Source organism: Variimorphobacter saccharofermentans, assembly GCF_014174405.1.
GTDB lineage: Bacteria > Bacillota > Clostridia > Lachnospirales > Lachnospiraceae > Mobilitalea > Mobilitalea saccharofermentans.
Genome location: NZ_JACEGA010000001.1, coordinates 2738941 through 2757579, shown reverse-complemented (window position 1 = coordinate 2757579; position 18639 = coordinate 2738941). Strand labels below are relative to the sequence as shown.

11 protein-coding genes are annotated in these 18639 nt (G+C 39.1%); 10 read left to right on the top strand and 1 reads right to left on the bottom strand.

The window, feature by feature from the left end; genetic code table 11:
- Positions 1-14: 14 nt before the first annotated feature.
- The 10 genes from H0486_RS12065 (at position 15) to tnpA (ending at position 16834) form a co-directional block, all read left to right on the top strand.
- Positions 15-2711: a DUF6603 domain-containing protein gene (locus tag H0486_RS12065; RefSeq protein WP_228353229.1), complete on the top strand. Its 2697-nt coding sequence runs from the start codon at positions 15-17 to the stop codon at positions 2709-2711.
- On the top strand, positions 2692-4047 hold the full coding sequence (locus H0486_RS12060; RefSeq protein ID WP_228353228.1) for a hypothetical protein: 1356 nt from the start codon (positions 2692-2694) through the stop codon (positions 4045-4047). The genes H0486_RS12065 and H0486_RS12060 overlap by 20 nt, the downstream gene beginning before the upstream one ends.
- Positions 4048-4088: 41 nt before the next feature.
- Positions 4089-4970 (top strand): hypothetical protein, encoded by an 882-nt coding sequence (locus H0486_RS12055; protein ID WP_228353227.1) that lies wholly within the window; start codon positions 4089-4091, stop codon positions 4968-4970.
- On the top strand, positions 4967-8437 hold the full coding sequence (locus tag H0486_RS12050) for a hypothetical protein (RefSeq protein WP_228353226.1): 3471 nt from the start codon (positions 4967-4969) through the stop codon (positions 8435-8437). The genes H0486_RS12055 and H0486_RS12050 overlap by 4 nt, the downstream gene beginning before the upstream one ends.
- Positions 8438-8848: 411 nt before the next feature.
- Entirely contained in the window at positions 8849-10168 is a 1320-nt protein-coding gene (locus H0486_RS12045; protein ID WP_228353225.1) for a hypothetical protein, read from the top strand.
- A 65-nt stretch (positions 10169-10233) separates the two neighbouring features.
- On the top strand, positions 10234-11283 hold the full coding sequence (locus H0486_RS12040) for a radical SAM/SPASM domain-containing protein (protein ID WP_228353224.1): 1050 nt from the start codon (positions 10234-10236) through the stop codon (positions 11281-11283).
- 81 nt (positions 11284-11364) lie between these two features.
- The gene (locus H0486_RS12035) at positions 11365-14151 is read left to right on the top strand and encodes an SbcC/MukB-like Walker B domain-containing protein (protein ID WP_228353223.1); all 2787 of its coding nucleotides are present in this window, start codon (positions 11365-11367) and stop codon (positions 14149-14151) included.
- A gap of 4 nt (positions 14152-14155) precedes the next feature.
- The gene (locus tag H0486_RS12030; RefSeq protein WP_228353222.1) at positions 14156-15361 is read left to right on the top strand and encodes a Wadjet anti-phage system protein JetD domain-containing protein; all 1206 of its coding nucleotides are present in this window, start codon (positions 14156-14158) and stop codon (positions 15359-15361) included.
- Between the two features lie 91 nt (positions 15362-15452).
- Positions 15453-16322, top strand: coding sequence for a DUF429 domain-containing protein (locus H0486_RS12025; protein WP_228353221.1), 870 nt, complete (start codon positions 15453-15455; stop codon positions 16320-16322).
- A gap of 89 nt (positions 16323-16411) precedes the next feature.
- On the top strand, positions 16412-16834 hold the full coding sequence (gene tnpA, locus H0486_RS12020) for an IS200/IS605 family transposase (RefSeq protein WP_228353220.1): 423 nt from the start codon (positions 16412-16414) through the stop codon (positions 16832-16834).
- A gap of 170 nt (positions 16835-17004) precedes the next feature.
- On the opposite strand, the gene H0486_RS12015 is transcribed toward tnpA, so the two are convergent.
- Positions 17005-18630, bottom strand: coding sequence for an IS1182 family transposase (locus H0486_RS12015; RefSeq protein ID WP_228353219.1), 1626 nt, complete (start codon positions 18628-18630; stop codon positions 17005-17007).
- Positions 18631-18639: the final 9 nt, after the last annotated feature.

Below are 18639 nucleotides of genomic sequence, written 5' to 3'. Positions count from 1 at the left end.
GGATTAGGAGAGGTATGGATAAGAATCTACATGTTGGTGCTACAGTTATTTTTCGTCTAGGTTCGCTCCAATTCGAAGCAGCAGGAGTATATTCGCAGGACAAAGGAATTGTTTTTCTGGGAGAATATATAAATAACGGACAAATTCAGGGATTACATGAGCTTATGGCTGAAAGCGGAAAATGCTTTGAAATTGCGGATTTGGATGTCAGCTTTCTGCCTGATATTAATATTATGGATATTGGCTTTGGATATCAAGGGAAAGCTGGAATTTATACAGTCTTTATGGATTTTGATGATGGCAATAAAAATGTATTGGGACGGACTCAACTTCAATATGGAAAAGAAAACGGTTTTGGAGTATTCCTGATTCTTAATCAATTTGCTTTATCGAATCTGCCATTAATAGGAGATTATATTAAGCCTTATGGCGATGTTAAGTTTAAGAAGGTCTCAGTTGGTTATAGTTCAAAAGATGGCTTCTTGCTGAAGATGATAATGGATATTCAATTACTCGATCGTAAACTGGAAGAACCAATTGAATTTAGCATTGTATCACCGCAAAAGGATAATGAGGATAAGCTTAAAACTACTGTCAATCATGAAAAACTTGTGGCATTTGAAGAGGGTCCGGCAGATAGTAAGGTAAAATGGAAGGATGTCAATAAAACTTTTGGTCCAGTTTCTCTTGATGCAATCGGGGGTGCATTGAGTGATGGAGTGCTTCTTCTTATGCTGAATGCAGGCTTTCGCCTTGGACCCTTGAGGTTCTCGTTTGCAGGCTTAGGAGTTAAGATACCTTTCAAGGACTTGATGGATACCAGACCTACAATATCTGGAATTGAGCTAGGAGTTAAGACCTCTGCAGTAGAAATAGCCGGAGCATTTTACTATACCGAAGCGTCGGATGCTTATACAGGAATGGCTTTGGTCAAATTAGGAACGTTCAGTTTCACGCTTATCGGTTCCTATGCCCAGAAACCGGTCACTTCGGTATTTGCTGCAGCAGCTATCCTGGTACCGATTGGTGGGCCACCTTGTTTTTTTGTGACCGGTTTTGCGGCCGGTTTTGGTTACAACAGAAGGCTGTTTATTCCGAGTATTGATCATTTGAAGGATTTTCCGATGTTCAAGCTAATTGACGGTACCTTGACATTGAATGATATTACAAAATTGGATAACTATTTTTATATCTCGGAAGGAAACTATTGGCTGGCGGCAGGAATAACCTTTACCACATTTCAGCTTTTGAAGTCAGATGTAATTCTGACGGTTTCCTTTGGTAATTATGTTGAAATTGATGTCTTAGGGGAATCCGTGCTGGATATTCCCGCAAAATCGGACAACCAGGTAATCGCCCATATCAAGCTGCTGCTCAAGGCATCGTTTCAGCCGGAATGTGGACTGGTTGCCGTAGAAGCCATGTTATCTGATGATTCTTATGTTCTTTCTAAGGATTGTCACCTGACAGGAGGCTTTGCTTTCTATGTTTGGTATGCTGGTGATTATGCCGGAGACTTTGTGATCACCTTGGGAGGTTATCATAAAAACTATGTGAAGCCATCTCACTATCCGACAACTAAAAGAATCGGATTATCCTGGAAAATCTGCTCGAATCTGTATGCAGAAGGCGGCTTGTACTTTGCTTTGACACCCTCTTGTATCATGGCGGGTGGAAATATCAAATGTGTATTTTCCATATCCTGCGTAGAAGCATGGTTTGATGCAGCGCTTGATATCTATATCCAATGGAAACCGTTTTATTACGATTTTTACATAGGAATATTTATAGGTGTTAAAGTCAAGCTGTGGCTATTCACGGTTCGGCTGGAGCTGGGCTGCAGCTTACATATCTGGGGACCAGATTTCTCCGGTATTGCGCATGTATCGCTGTGGTGTATTTCCTTTGATATTAACTTTGTTAATAGTTCGCCGGGGTCACAGAATCCAATTTTGCCGGAAGACTTTAGACGAAGCTTCTTACCAAAGAAGGAAGCGAAACAAAAGCTCTCTTCCGTGCTCGGTGCTGAGCAGGAGGAGTATGAAGGCTGTGCTGTTTTAGCAGGTGCAGGTTTGATTAGAGAATATGAGCTTGATGGCAGCCGAGGTTGGATTATGTGTGCCGATACCATGCAGATTATTACAAAATGTAAGGCGCCCTCGACAAGAATAACATTTAACGGAGCAGAGACATTTTCACAAGGAGATAAAATCAATATCTACCCATGTAAAATGACTGGAGTTGATTCTACCCAGGAGGTAACAATTAGTAATCTTCCGGAAGATACCCGGGTAACATTTCAAAAAATAACGGAGCAGGTTCCTTATGCCTTGTGGGGTGATCATAATAAGAAAGATCATTCGGATACAATCTGTGCACTGACAGGCATGATTATTACTGTACAGCAGTTATCATATTATACATTACAATACCGGCAGGATGTTGATACAACATTGATAGAATGTATACCGGCTCCGTTGCTAGCGATTGAAGCGAAAAGTTACGTTCAGGATAACTCCTACGAGAGTATCAGCAGTACGATAGCAGACCCTTTGGTTGCAGGAATTCGTGGTGACATAATTAAGGATATGGGTTTCTCGGAGGTTGTTGATGATATGACTTATTTGGCAAGGGAACTAAAGGACCAGTTTTGCTACCATCCGATGCTGGCAACTATGGGAGGTGATAAGAATGAAAGCAGTAATAAATAGTCAGGAGGAAAAAGTTCAGATTGACTATATAGAATCCTGTGTTCCTCCGATGCAAAGCGGTGAATATCAGATATCGGTCACACAAAAAATTGATGCAATAGGCTATCAGGCAGTCCAGACTCAGAACATTAGGATTGAAGGCCCCCGTTTTAGTCTGGCGGAAGCGGATGTGGAATCCGTGTATCCTCCGGTGGGAATGAAAGGAAAATTTAGAACAACCTTACCACACATTGTTTTTCAGCGCAGAACTCTGCCCTGGGAGCGGACTCCAATTAAGCAGGTTACGATGCTTGCTAATGAAGCAGGGACGCCACCCCGTTTCAAAACACCCTGGATGGCACTGCTTTTGCTATGTGGAAATGAAATCGAGGAGATTAAGTCCGATCCGGTAAGTAAGGTTTATCCGGAGACTGATGTACTTAATAAGAAGGAAATCTGTCACTACATTGATCTTGATAAAGATCTCTTTCTTAGGATTATGCCTACTCCCAGTGAGCTGACATTTTTATGTCACACCAGAAGGGTAAATATCACAGCGCAAAGTGTGGGAGACGATCCATTGACGGATATGCATTCTGTCCTAATTGGAAACAGACTTCCGGTTAATGATGTCAAGAGCAGAGCCTATGTTGTATCCCTGGAGGGCTACATCAATCACGAGGTACATGAGAACAATGAGAGATGTATTGGGAACGGTAATATCCCTGAAATGGTGAAATGCTTTGGTGAAGATAAATATGTGATTGAAGGTGCAACGGCCCGACTGACTGTATTATATAGCTGGGATTTTTATTCCTCAGACAGTGATGTGCATATAAAGGATTTGTTCGACAAGCTGGATATCAACAGCCTGACCTATTCCAAAACTGTAAAGAATGAGTCTACGAATGCAATTCTTTCTCATGGCTTTGTTCCTGTCCAACATAAGCTACGGGAAGGAAGCCAGACTGTATCCTTCTACCGGGGACCATTTACCCCCAATATCATAGAAAATGCAGGCTATTCCTTTGATAGTGCAGACAGTCTGTATAAATACGATCCCGAGATTGGAATGTTTGATGTATCCTATGCTGCTGCCTGGCAGGAAGGAAGACTGCTTACCATGAACAGCAAAGCCATTGCGGTTAAAATTATGCGCAGTCGTACAAATAATCTTCGTATGCTGGCAGGCATCTGTGCGAACAGGCAATTGGAAAGCAGATTAAAGACAAGAGGCGAAGACATGGATAAGCTCAGTTTCGGTAAAGAAGGAGTACACAACACCGTTGCTAGGAAAGCAGGTCATGCTCTTCTGGATTTTTTTAATCAAAAAGATACAGATCGATTCTTTTGGTAGTTGTATATCATCTTTTTTTATTTGGATTGGAGGTTAATTGAATGGAATCCTGGTTTTCCTCGGGAATCGATTTTCATATTGTAAATAGCAAATTATTAGGAGAGCCTACGCGGTTTCAGCGGGCAGTTAGCAGTTTATCCTTCGCCTATTCTAAAGACGATGAGGTGAACCGATACTTCGCTGAATTGGAACTGCTTAAGGGAGTTCCTTTGTCTTATATGGTTCCGGATACGGCAATGCTTCCACCGGAATCCTTACGCATTTTTTATCTTGATCCTAACTGGGTTACCTGTCTGCTTGATGGAGGACTGAGTATCGGTCGGCATTCGACTCAGGATATCGAGCATGATAACATGGCTTTGCCGGGGATCCGAACTGTGTCATATGCTAATTCAATGAATGTCAGAAATCTACGTTGCAATGCAGCTCTGACAGAAAGCGAACCGCAGCAGGTCAGAACTGGCTTTCTGCTGAATTCGCAGTTGGCATCAGGCTGGCCCGGTCTGGAGGTACGCTGTTATCAGAATGGTACAGAGCTACAATTATTGAGGCTGGAGCATCTGACAGATAGTATACTATTATGTATTGTGGACGGTGAGATGGAGGAGATAGAATTTACCCAGCCAAATCAGAGCCTATATTTTGGCTTTAATGAAGAAGGCGGAGAGATAGAGCAGGATCTGGTTTCTTTAAAGGAAGGCGAAGTAGGACGGAGCTTGGATCAGTCAGTTCCTATACCATTCCGTAATAAGGATAAGGATTTTGGAGTAATTGATATTGGTAATCTTATCTGCAGTATTTTGCAGGAGCTTGGGGATAACCAAGGAAAATATTTCTCGGCGGTAGAATTCGCATCCGAGATGATCTATAAACGCTGCCGCTGCCGAATACAGATCAAGAGAGGAAAGGGGGACGGAATATGAAGTCTGACCCGTTATATGTACCGATAATATTAGAGGCTCTCGTGGTAAGCAGCAAAAGTGATAATTTTGCAGAACTTGTTCCGCAATATAATCATTTAAGATTTATGCCCTTATCCAATATCACAGTAAATCAATTTTTTCAGGAGAAAACAGAACTTCCGGGAATACATCTGCATTGGACCATGCCTGATGCCCTCCTGCGCGGTGTACAGAACGAAACGATTGAATTCCCAAGCCTTCCAAATCGGTGGGTTGTTCAACGACTTCAATATAAAAAGGATCAGATTCTTAGAAAGGCATGGATCATTGAGAGTGATTTTGTAACCAATGATAATGCAGAGACACCCTATGGAATGTCAAAGACCTCCCTGCCGACCCTGAAGCTGGAAGATGGATTATGGGTAGGTGCCGGAAACAATAATCAGCTATATGGATATCAGGGTGATGTTAGAGAGTTAGGAACAGCGAAAACAGCGAGCGGATATTATTTGGATCAGCTGACGGCAGTGGGACCCGGTGATACAACCTTTGCCGCTTTTTATCCAAAATGTCAGAGCGTATTCGGTTTCTACGATTCCATGGAGGATAATGAGGAAGGTGTGTTTACATATCTTGTAGATGGGTATTATGAGGATTGCAACCAAGACCCACTCAATAAAGATGTGGAGAATACCTTGGAAGAGTATTCTTGGGTCTGTAAAGAGATGGAGAATCTACCAGACTGTACTGTTTGTCATGGTTTGGTGAAAGGGGTTACCTGGTATGGCAAGGATTATCAATATCCTAGTTCAATACCGGAGGAAGACATCGATATAGCCATCGGTAATACTTCGGCTGAGGCACTTTCTGCTTTGATCAGGGATAATATTCCGGATGCAGCCGATCTGGAACGAATCCTGAATGCAATGCAATACAATTTGTTATCAATTTTGGATAACCAGAATAACCCGGATGCTTTAATCGATTTTGAGGAACTGATTCATGAGAAGATGTTTTCCTCCGAACTATATGGATATCACTGGACGGTACGTAAGGATAAGGATGCCGAAGAGAGCTGTAAAGATATGGATAACGAGCTACCGCTAAAGATCAATGATATCAACGAGCTTCAATCGGAGGTAGATTCACTTATGGCGAAGAATACTACTCTGGTAAAAGAGCTATATTTTAACTGGTGGAAATATGTTAGCATTAAGAGAGGACCGGGAGTAACGGGTGTTCTCAAGAATGCAGAATATCATTTTTCGGGATTGTTAAGTGATCGTGGATCTGGAACGGTTGACTCAGGTATATTTATTGATCAGCTTCAAATGATATTGGGTCAGATAAAAATGAATCATGAAACAATAAATAAGAATAATACCGCCATAGCTAATTTGGATAGTTACATCAATGAGAGATTAAAGGAAGCGCATCTTTTACTGGTTAAGGAAGAAGCCTACCGTTGTTACATAAGTAATCCTCCGGCTGTCCTTTTAGCAGGAGAGGGCGTAAGAAGAAGCTTTAAACAGGGAACACAGACCAATGCTGCCGAACAGCTGCCCTGTAGAAGGAATACCCTAGATACGATCACCGTTACCATACAGGGAAAGGATGTATCACTTTTTTATTCGGATTTGTCCCAGAAGGATAAGAATCCACAGGAGAGACTGTTAGTAGAAGCCATTCTGCTGGATACGAATGCCAGGCTTCCACTTGCTGCATTGGCACTCAGTAAGCTTGGAATCTCTTACTCGGAGGATGATTTATCTGATGCTGCAAATCAGCTCCAAGCCGCTCAAGCTGAGCTGGCCTTACAGTCGGAAGCCCCTTTTGACATTTCCAATAAGGACTGGAGCCAACCCTGGAATCCGATGCTGATGGAATGGGAGCTAGAGATTCATCCGGCAAGGAAAAATATCTCTGAGGATGATTCTTTCTCACAATTTAAGCTGGGGGAGATGGATTTTGAGAATGAAAGCTATGAAATGACAGCAGAGTCCTGGAAGTTACAGGGGACAACTCTGATTCTCCCACATGCCGTTACTAATATGTATGATATGCTGAATAAGCTGATTGCTGATTATGGCGAGGAAGAGCAGGATTACGATTTACTGCAAAAAGTAATGGAACGTCTTAAGAATTCAGACATTCTGTCACAACAGTTGGATGGCTTTCATGAAGCTTTACTGATGCAGGATATGTATCCTTTTATACCGGCCTGCGCAATAGATAATAATCATAATGATTTGTTAAGAGATATCAATAGCTATCTGAATCAATATGTATCTAGTCCTAGGGTGGGAAGTAACAGCATAAAATTTCTTCCGGTACGGGCAGGTATGGCGAAGCTTAGTCAGATATGGATTGTGGATTCCTTTGGTCAGCGAAAGAGGATATTGTTGAAGGATGATAAACTCCATATCGCTGAAAGTATGCAGCTGGCCAATGAGAAGTCTGGTGCTCTGCTACGACCGCGTTTTATGCAGGCGTGTGGAATGCGGTTTCAATGGCTTTCTTTTCAGGACGAAAGCATAGAAGCGGTGGATTCCCGGACAACACCGGTTTTTGGATACATTGTGCCTAATTTTCTGGATCATAATCTTCAGGTATATAATTCTGAGGGCTGTATGCTGGGCTTCCTTCAGACCACTGAGGAGGGGAGCAGATGGATGAGCAGCCCGGGTACCCGGTTCGATTACACGGATATTGAAGAGGAGCATCTTAAAGAATTTGTAGAGAGTCTTATCACAAAGGATGCTTCGCTTCATGATTTTCTGGTATGCCTGGATCACAGTTTAAATTCTATTCTTCCTTCAAATGAAGATCCTTTTCTGCAGCTATGTTTCGGTAAGGTACTGGCACTTACCAGGGCATCCATTCATATATTTGAGAAGGAAGAAAGAGCCCATGTCCAGCTGTGGGACACGCAGCAACCCTGTAATCAGTATGATCAGGAGATATTCAAAGTAAGACTGGGTGATATCCGTAAGGTAGAAGATGGATTAGTAGGCTTCTATCTAGGAGCTTCCCCAAAAAACTGCTATCAACATATGTACTCCAGTCTTCAGGAGTCCGTAGGCGCCTCCGGCTATATAATTCCGCAGAATGCCTTTGACATGACGCTGGCAGAGGGAGGTAAAGAACTGACGCTTTTATTGAATCCTTCCGGAGATATCACCATTCGGACAGGATTTCTACCGACCAAGAAAGTGACATTACCCAGTGTGTTCTATGATAAGCATATGAGTAACTTTCAGTACCTTCTCCGGACAATGCCTGTGCTGGTTCAGCCGGAATTGTTTTCGATCCCACTGCCAGGTAATCTGGATAAGACTTGGTCCTTCTTCTTGACAGATACAAAAGACAGCTTAATTGAGATAAAGGATATCAAGACTCCGGTGCAAAAGCTGCCTGAAAGTAAACAGAGGATTATGGAGGGATATCTAAAGGCAGATAATAAAGTAAAATGGAATAGTGTGAATTAAAAAGCAATTCACACGGGAAGAACCTGCGAAACTCGCACAATGGTGCTCGTTCCTTGATTCTTCCGGGTTTTGGGCTGCATCGAAGATGCAGCATGTAATGTTAGTGTGAATAAAGAATTCAGCGAGCTGAATTCTTAGATAATATAATAATGAATTCCATTGGAAATTCATTATTATATTATCGGGTATTGATGAAGCATTTGCGGCAAAAGCAGCCATGCTTCGTTAGTGTGAATTAAAAACAAATTCACACAGTAAGAACTGCGAATGTTCGCAATGTGAATTTATATGCATAAATTCACATTATGGTGCTCACTCCTTGTTCTTACAGCTATTTGAGCTGCCTCGAAGAGGCAGCATGTACAGTTAATGTGAAATGAATAAGAACGGTGAGGCAGAGGGAGGATGCTTATGGATAGTATCAGCTATAAATTTAATAATGAAAATGTGACGGTTTCCTATAGAAATCAGAGGGTTCTATATCTGAACAACTATAGCGGCAGGGATATAACAATGCGTAATGATTTGAAACTCACAGCTGAGGATCTACCGCCAGCGAATGCCAAGATGCAGGAGGATCTTTCTGCATTTTACCTACACTTTGATTGTGGGGATGATGCATCAGACCTTGTGGCAGCGAAAGATATTGACCTAATTACGATGAGTCTGGGTGATGACTGTAAGTGGAGTATTACCAAGATTGCAAGTGGGGATAATATTTATTGGTGTCTCTTTCCGCCGGAGACAATGGTGATGAAGAACAATACCGGTATTGCAATTACGATATCACAGATTGATTGCAATCCGTTCAGAGGGATGGCTAACCTTCATATCAGAAGACTGGATGATGATAGCAGATATCAGTGTCCTCTGATTAAAGTAGCTCAGCCAGTTATCAAATATTTTCTGGGACCATCGGTCGAATACAATGTTGATGACGATATAACACTGCGTTGGGAAGTAGATGATTTTGGTGACGGGTGTAAGGTTACCTTGAATGGCAGAGCGGTCAACCCGATAGATTCCATCAAAGCAAAAGCTAAGGTGGGAGGGCAATATCTTCTTGAAGTAGTGAATCCTGCAGATTATACTGTGGATCAGGCCTATGAGATGACATTTCAATACATATTATCATATCAGCTGGAGAAAGCAAGAGCCGGGACAACGGGTCTGATTCTCTCCTGGGATACGAAGAATACAGATGCCCGGTGGATTGATAGGTTTACTAATCTGGATGCAGCGGGAAGCCTGGTATACCCATATCCGAATCAACCTCATACGGATATTACTTTATTTGTAAAGAAGAAGGGTGTCGTCGATACAACATATCAGTGTATAGGTTATGATATGCCTGTGGTTAATTCATTTACTGCAAGGCATTCTTCCAGGCAGGTGATACAAAATTCAAGATGTTATACCCTGATGGCAGGGCTTGAAGAAGATGATTTTATTCCGGTCACGATGGTCAATCGTATGACTAGTACGCCTATTGTAGGAAGTGTATATGGAGGGGATGATCCTCCGGAGCCACATGTGGTAACAATCAATGGAATTGAGATGGAATGGAATGTGACCGGAGCTGCATATATCACAACAAGCCTGCAGGGAGCTGAAGTGCATTATAGCCTGACTGGTAAAGTGTTTGTAGATTATGCAACTCAAAATGAGGTGATCTTATATGCTTTTGATAATTACGGTTATTATGTTCAAAGAACCGTCAGTGTTACATAGCATGCGTCATCCTTGGAACAAACTTTATTAGCGCAAAAATATAAGCGCGGAAATGGAGAATCAAGATGAAGTATACACCAGAGACATGTGTATGGGAGCTTACAATGGAATGCAACCTGCATTGCACGCATTGCGGCTCTTCCTGCAAGGCAGCAAGGCCGGATGAGATTACAACAGCGGAAGCTTTAAGGGTAGCGGAAGAGATTGGTGCTATGAGATTGCGGTGGGTATCCTTGATGGGAGGAGAACTATTTCTCAGAAAAGATTGGGATATCATTCTTCAGAGACTTTCTGATGTAGGAGTGAATATTTGCATTATTACAAATGGAACATTGGTTGACGATAAAATTATAAATAAAATGAAAGGGACTAGAGTTACAAACTTCTCCATCAGTATCGATGGATTACGAGAAACCCATAATCATATCCGTGGGGGAAATACTTATGAAAAATGTGAAGAGGCATTCCGGCTCGCACGCGAGGCGGGCTTTGTCACGAGTGCGATTACAACAGTTATGAGGAACAATATCAATGAGCTTCCTGCATTGAAAGAAGAATTGATCAGACTGGGTGTAGCTTACTGGCAGCTACAGACTGGTCTGCCCGAAGGAAACCTATTAAGGCATAAGGACATGATAGTTCAGCCACAGGATATCAAGAAAATTATCGATTTTGCATATGAAACCAACATAGAAGGAAGGATCTTGATTACTCTGCCAGATACCATAGGGTACTATACACATAAGGAGGCTATTGCGCGCAAGATTGCCGCACACTCCGAAGCAACACCCCTCTGGGAGGGATGCAATGCCGGAATCCGTAGCTTTGGAATTTTGAGCAATGGAGATGTGATAGGCTGCACTTCCATACGCAACGCGAAGTTCATTGAGGGCAATATCCGTGAGCGCTCATTGATGGATATATGGGAGGACGAGAACTCATTTGCCTGGAGAAGAAACATGACGGCCAGGCAGCTTCAGGGTAAATGCGGCAGCTGTGAATATGCAGTAAGATGTCTTGGTGGATGCAGTAATGTGCGGCTACTGGACACGGGTGATATTTATGGAGAAAACAGATTTTGTGCATATCATGCTGCGATGATGTCGGAAATATAATCCTCCAAGGTGGTAATAAGTACAAGCGGCATCTTTTTTAACCGTTCAAGGCAGGCTGAAGCCAGAAGAAGAATTTGCCGAGTGCTGGGAATAGGGGATGCAGACTCACAGATCGGAAAGAAGTTCAATGAAGTATTTCATATGGGAACCAGTCTTGAAGATATTAATGATATTAGAAAGTTTATTTATACATACATTTTGCCCGAGCCGGAGATCAATGTTGAAATACTGCATAAAGATATGCAGGAATTGGAACGATTACAGGAGATTTTAGAAGAAGCGCAGGAAAGGGAAAAACTATTAGCGGATATTAATGAAAAAATGCAAGTAGCTAAAGAGCTTGATTCCAAAGTGAAAGTGAATGAAGCTTTAGTTAGTTATGCAAAATTACAAGATGCAATAGAACAGCAGGAAGAAGAAAATAGTAGAATCCTACAAGCAAAATCCACGATAAAAATCTGCGAGAATAAGTTGCAAGAGCTGAATGAGAAAGAAAAGGAAGCAGATAAGCAGCTTTACAATGCAAGAAAAGATGTTGATGATAATCAGGAGAATAAAGCCCTTTCATATTTAGAGGAAGAAGAGAAGTCAAAGAGTAATGAATATAGTAAGCTAATAAGGAATGCCGCCAAGTTTGATGAAATATTGGAACAAATGCAAAAGCTCAGAAAGCAGTTGGTATTATTAAATATCGATTGCAAATGGAATATTGAAATCATAGAAGATGAAGATGCCTCATTAGAAGAAAAATTAACAGCAATTAAAGTATCTAGGGAAGCACTATCAGATATTGCTGAAGCAATAAAGGACAATGATGCAGCTATTCGTAACCGTTTGAAAGAGTTGCGCGGCGAGCTGGATGAGTTACTCGGAAAAATTAAGAAACTTGAAGCTGGATTTATGTGCTATCCAAAAGAGGCTGAATTGGTAAGAGATTCTATTAATAATAAATTGATAGAACTTGGAAGACAACCTAATGCAAAATTATTCTGTGAATTATTATATATGAATGATTTACAATGGCAGGATGCGGTTGAAAGTTATCTGAATAATCAGCGTTTCAATATTATTATTGCACCGGAGGATTATCTGATAGCAAAAACTGTTTTTGTTTCTCTACAGGATAGTGTTCGGGGAATAGGTTTAGTAGATACAGTACGTTTAATGAAGCGTAATAATATAACTGTATCAAATGAAAAAATGCTGGCATTTACTGTTGAGTCTAAGAATCCATATGCGAGAGCATATGCTGATTATCTTATGGGTGGTGTTGTCTGCTGTGAAACAAAAGAGGATCTGGAACTGTATAAGAAAAGTATTACAAAAGATCGTCTACGTTATCAGAGTTACTGCTTACAAAGAATGCATAGACTGGAACGTTACATAGGTATTGATGCATTACAGCAACAATTGGAAAATTCAAAAACACTGCTAAAGGATAAAAGACAGGAACAGCAGGAGACAGAAAATAGAAAAACACAATATACTGTGTTGGATAATATGCATAGACAGTTTATATCAGGTAATGCACTTCTTGAATTAGAAGAATATTGTGGTGCTAAAAAGGAAGCAGATAAATTGTATGCATCCATATCAGAAATTAAGAAACAGATTGAAGAATTCAAAAAGAATCCGATTCTTATGGCTATGTATAACCGAGTAGAAGAATGCGAAAAAAAGCATTCAGAATTAATAGGGTTGATCACAGATGTTAAGGGTGAGCAGCTAAATGCAGAAAATCTAATTAACAATGCGAAGCTAGTTATTGGTGGATTACAGCAAAATATTGATGAGGCTCAGGAAGAATATAACCTGATCATAAAATCACATGCTGCGTTTATAGATGTTGTGGAGAAAAAGTATAACGAGGAACGAAAGACAAAGAAAGCATCAGCAATTGTAAATAACTTTGGAAATAGGATAAACCAGGATTTGAGCGCATTTAATAAATACATGAATGCAGATTTGATTCCGCTTCAAAGAAAGTATACAGGCACATATGCTTGTGACTATCCTGAAGGACTAGATGGTGATGCTAGGTATCAGCAGGCTTATGCATCACTAATAAACATCGCACTTGAACAGCACAAAGATGCATTAAAAAAAGCTCAAATACGATGTAAAGAACGATTCCGTAAAGAAGTTTTATTCCGCATGAAAGATGATATTCTAAGAGCAAGGCAGCAGTTCCGCGGCTTAAATAAAGTTATGGAACATCTTTCTTATGGAGAGGAAAGTTACAGATTTTCTATTGATGGTAGCAAAGATAAGGAAATGAGTATTTTTTATAATATTATCATGGATAAGGACAATCAGCAGATTGATGAAGAAAACGAAATTATGGCATTTCTTGCAACAAATGAGTCTAAGATATTTGAGAGCCAGATAGAAGAATTTATGCAAAGAATTATGGTCGATGTGGAAAATCATGCTCAAGAGACACTTACAGGACAAAAAAATGGAGCGAAGAGCATCTCTACCTATGTTGATTATCGTACCTATCTGGATTATGACATTATAGTAAAAAATGCTGTAACCGGATTGGAAGTTCAACTATCAAAGGTTAGTGGAGATGGAAGTGGTGGTGAAAACCAGGCACCATTTTATGTTGCAATTTGTGCTTCATTGCTACAGATATATCAGCAAAATGATAATTGTATTAGGTTGGTTTTATTGGATGAAGCATTTAATAACATGACAAGTGACCGCATAGAACCAATGATGAAAATGTTCTGTGATCTAAACTTACAGTTAGTATTGATTGCAACGCCGGAAAAATGTACGTCCATTTTTCCATACTGTGATATAACATATTCTATCGTAAAACACGGCTCAAGAAATGCTATTGCAGCTTTTGAAGGAGTGTGATTGTATGAAAAAATATTATAAATTGCTTCTTGAAAAGCTATTGGATATATATGAGAGAAGAGAGTCATTTGCTAAAGATAATAATGAAATAAGAGCTATTCAAATAGAACCAGCAAAAGAATATAAAGAGTACATTGACCGTTATGATCATGAAGCCTATAGGGATATTAACGTTGCTATAGAAAAATTGGAGCAACAAAAAATTATTTATACGATTCAAGATGTTTCTGGGAAATATACTAAAGTAAAATTAAACCTTGATGCAATAAAAGACGCTTATGCTTTTGCTGGAAGAATGAGTGTTCCAGAATTGTGCGATAAAATGAAGATAGTTTTAGAACGTTATCAGAGTAACAATAATGCGATCATTTGCAAGGTGATTAAAGATTTCACAAAGCAATTGGAAGAATATAAGAAGCTCCCTTATGATATTAAGTTTGACGACCGGAAATTAGACTTAGTATTGCTTACGCTAAGCTCTGTAATAAATTTAGATCAGGAGACTTATATTCGAAATTTTTCAACGGCAGTATTTAGGGATTCAAAGAAATTCCAGAAGTTGCGTCCAATCATAGAGAGTATTCTGTTTGATTACACAGATGTCGTAGTTGAAAAAGAAAGAATATTGGAAGTATATAACCTGTTTGACAATCCAACCTATGTATTGATTAAAGGAAATACCACATTAACATATAAAAATTCAAATATTGATTTGTCTGATATGAATGGTGGAATTGCAATTCCAAATTCAGCACTTGGTGATATTATTAGAATTGAAGTCAATGCTGATAAGATTATAACAGTTGAAAACTTAACAACATACCATGATTCCGAAGATGGTGATAGTATGTTCATATATCTCGGTGGATTTCATAATTTATCAAAACAGCAATTTCTGAAATTGTTATTCTCACAGAACCAAGAAAAGGAATACTATCACAAAGGAGATCTTGATGTCTATGGGTTTTCAATACTTGAGAATTTAAAGAATAAAACAGGAATACCCTTTCAACCATTAGAAATGGATATTGATACATTGGAAAGATATTATAATTGTGGGCTTTATAAAGAATTGACAGTTAACGATAGGAAGGCTATGAAATCAGAAAGGCTTCAAAAATATAGTGAGATTTTTGAATTTATGCTAAAGCATAATTGTAAGGTAGAGCAGGAGTCAATAAAAGCTCTTGAACTGCTGGAAAATATTTGAACTTGGGGTAAAGTAACCAAAATGATAATGAACTCCAATTGTACGAAGAGAAAGCAGATAGCAATCGGATACTGCTGGATGTTTGGAAGGAATGGATTTAATTATGAAGAAATGTAATTGTATTGTAGTGTTTAATGATGATAAATCAAAAATACTGTTTTGCAAAAGAATGAAGGATCCATACATAGGTCTTTACAATTTTGTAGGTGGTAAAGTGGATGTCGGTGAAGAAAGCACAATTGCTGCATATCGGGAATTATATGAAGAGACTGGTATTTCGAGAGAAGATATCCGTTTGTATCGACTGATGGATATTACATATTATCATCAAGAGTTTATCTTGGAGCTATATGTAGGGAAGTTGTCCGGTGAGAAGGAATTAATTGCAGAAGCCAATCCGTTGGTATGGTTACCGTTAACAGATGATTTTGCAAATCCTAGGCGATTTGCTGGTGAGCAGAACATTACTCATATTGTTAATGTAGCATTAAAGCATCCACTGAAAGGTAATGAAAATCATAATACAGGCAAAAGGTTAAAAATGGACTCATTATGTATTGGAGTAGATGGATGCAAAGGTGGATGGATTACGGCTATTATTTCAAGCGGAGAACTTAGGGTTGAGAAGTTTGCGTCTGTCGATGAGATTGTTGGTAGATATGAAAAATTCGATGAGTTCCTGATTGATATGGTAATTGGGTTACCAAGTAATAATGACCACATAAGGCCTGATACAGTTGCACGTAAACTAATTCCGGGTAGGACGCCTACCATTTTCGCAGTACCCTGTAGACAGGCAGTTTATGCTGAGTCTGAACAAGAAATAATTGAGAAAAATAAAATTAATATCGGAAAAGGTCTTGTGTCACAAACAATGGCAATTATGCCAAAAATGAGAGAATTAGACTCCTTTTTAAATGAAAACACTAATCCCCCAGCTAAGCTGGGGAGAATGGAATAAGCAGTAGCGCAGAGGACAATAGAAAAGCCTCCTATGTTATAATGATAATGGTGTCGCAAGCCAAAATCAAAATACATAGGAGACATCCAATGGACAGTAAAAGTTTATCACATTGTAGGTGGAAATGCCAGTACCATATAGTGTTCATACCCAAGTACAGGCAAAAGGTATTATATGGTCAGGTAAAAGCAGATGTAAGAGAGATCTTAAAGAAATTGTGTGATTATAAGAAAGTGGAAATAGTAGAAGGTGCAGTTTGTAAAGACCATGTACATCTATGTATAAGTATTCCACCCAAGTATAGTGTGTCACAAATAGTAGGGTATCTGAAAGGCAAGTCAGCATTAATGGTGTATGATAAGTACCCTGAGAAACTGAACAAATGGAATAAGTCATTTTGGGCAAGAGGGTATTATGTGTCAACCGTCGGAAATATCACCGAAGATGCGATAAAGAAATATATACAAGAGCAACAGGAAGAGTCAAAAGCAGAAGAACTAAGAAGAGAATAAGAGGGGCTGTCGCTTTAACGATTAAATAATCGTGAAGCGACAGCTTCCTTTTTCCTGAAAATAGCCTTTTATTATCTGTTTCATCTTAGTTCCATCTATGTTTCTTAAAAATGATGTAATTTAATAGACCTAATAATAGGCCTTGAAATTTTATTTAGACATTTTAAAATCTATGCACTTTTAATTGGGAATAAATGCATTCCAGTTTTTCCATTTTGAATCTTATTATGTAGTTTGTTTATGTTTCTCGCCATAGCAAGAAGCACACTTTCTGCCAGAACATTTGATGTGCCTTTACTTAGATAACGTCTGAATTGCATGTCTTGCTTTAAATCTCCAAAGGAACCTTCTGCTTGTATACTACGATTCATTCTTAGCAGTATCCCTTCCTCTGAAAGTATTCGCTCAAGACCTTCTTGCCTTTGTTTTATAAACTTTTTTGCTACTTGAAGAACTTTATTTCGTTCTTCAAAAGGTGTTTTGCAATTATTTCCTTTGATACAATCGTTTTTGTAGGAACATCCACTACAATCACTACTTGTATAAATTGTTTTTTCGCTCATATATCCTGTTTTTGATTTGGAGTGTTTGATATATTCAACGTTTAATTTTTTTCCATTACGACAAATATAAGCATCCTCTTCTTTATCATAATCCATATTTTCGATTCTTCCTATATCTTGTTGATACTTTCGTGTTTTGGATATTTCATAATTAGCAGGTTTTATAAATGAAGTTTGTCCATTACTTTCAATAAATAAGTAGTTTTCTTCACTTTCATATCCAGCATCTGCTATGATTTTTTTATATTTAAATTTCAAGTATTCCTCAGCCTCTTTTAAAAATGGAATAAGAGTTGTTGTATCTGTTGGCTGTGGCCCAATGGTAAGCCAAGTGATATATTCAGAATCAACTCCATGCTGCAGATTGTACGCAGGTTTTAATTGTCCATTTCTCATAGCATCTTCTTTCATTCTCATAAAGGTAGCATCATGGTCTGTCTTAGAATAACTATTTCTTTCACCACAAATATATATCTTTTGATTGTATTCTTTTAACTTTGCCAGATACTCCTCCAATGCTTCAATGCTTTTTTGAAGCGGGGACTTTCTCTTGCCGATTCCATGAACAAAGACAAGGTTCTCACGTTCTTTTAATGTGTAAAGATTCTTGCGCAGCTTCTTAACGTGCTTCATTTTTACAGTATTTCCATAAACTATTTTTATATCATACAGTTGCTCGCAATCAGCTATCAAATCCGCCAGTTTTAGAAGTAGCTTTGCCTGATTTTTTGAAACAGCTTTTTTCCATACAAATGTATATTTATTGGAACTTGCTTCTATCTTTGTACCATCGATAAAAATAGTCTCACCTGATATTTCACCTAGATTATAAAGGCGGTTAGACATTTCAGCAAAGATACGCTTTGAACAGGGTGCAAAATGAATACTTCGAAATCTTGCAAAAGTTGCATGGTCAGGAGCATTTGCACCTTCTAATAGAAACATGAAATTAATATCCCTCTTACAATTAAGCTCCATGGAGCGTGAAGAGTAATCACCATTCATGTAAGAATAAAGTACAATCTTTAGAAGTGTTCTAGGCGATACAGAATTTTCTCTTACTCTTTCGTAAGTAGAATATAAGTCAGTCAAATCCATTTCCTCCACAAACTGACTTAGTAATCGAACGGAATCATTTTCTGAGATTATACATTCGAGATTTAGTGGAAGTTTTAATTGATATCCACTCTGAAATGAAGTATAATTTTTATGTAAATTATTTTGTATTAGCATACTAATATT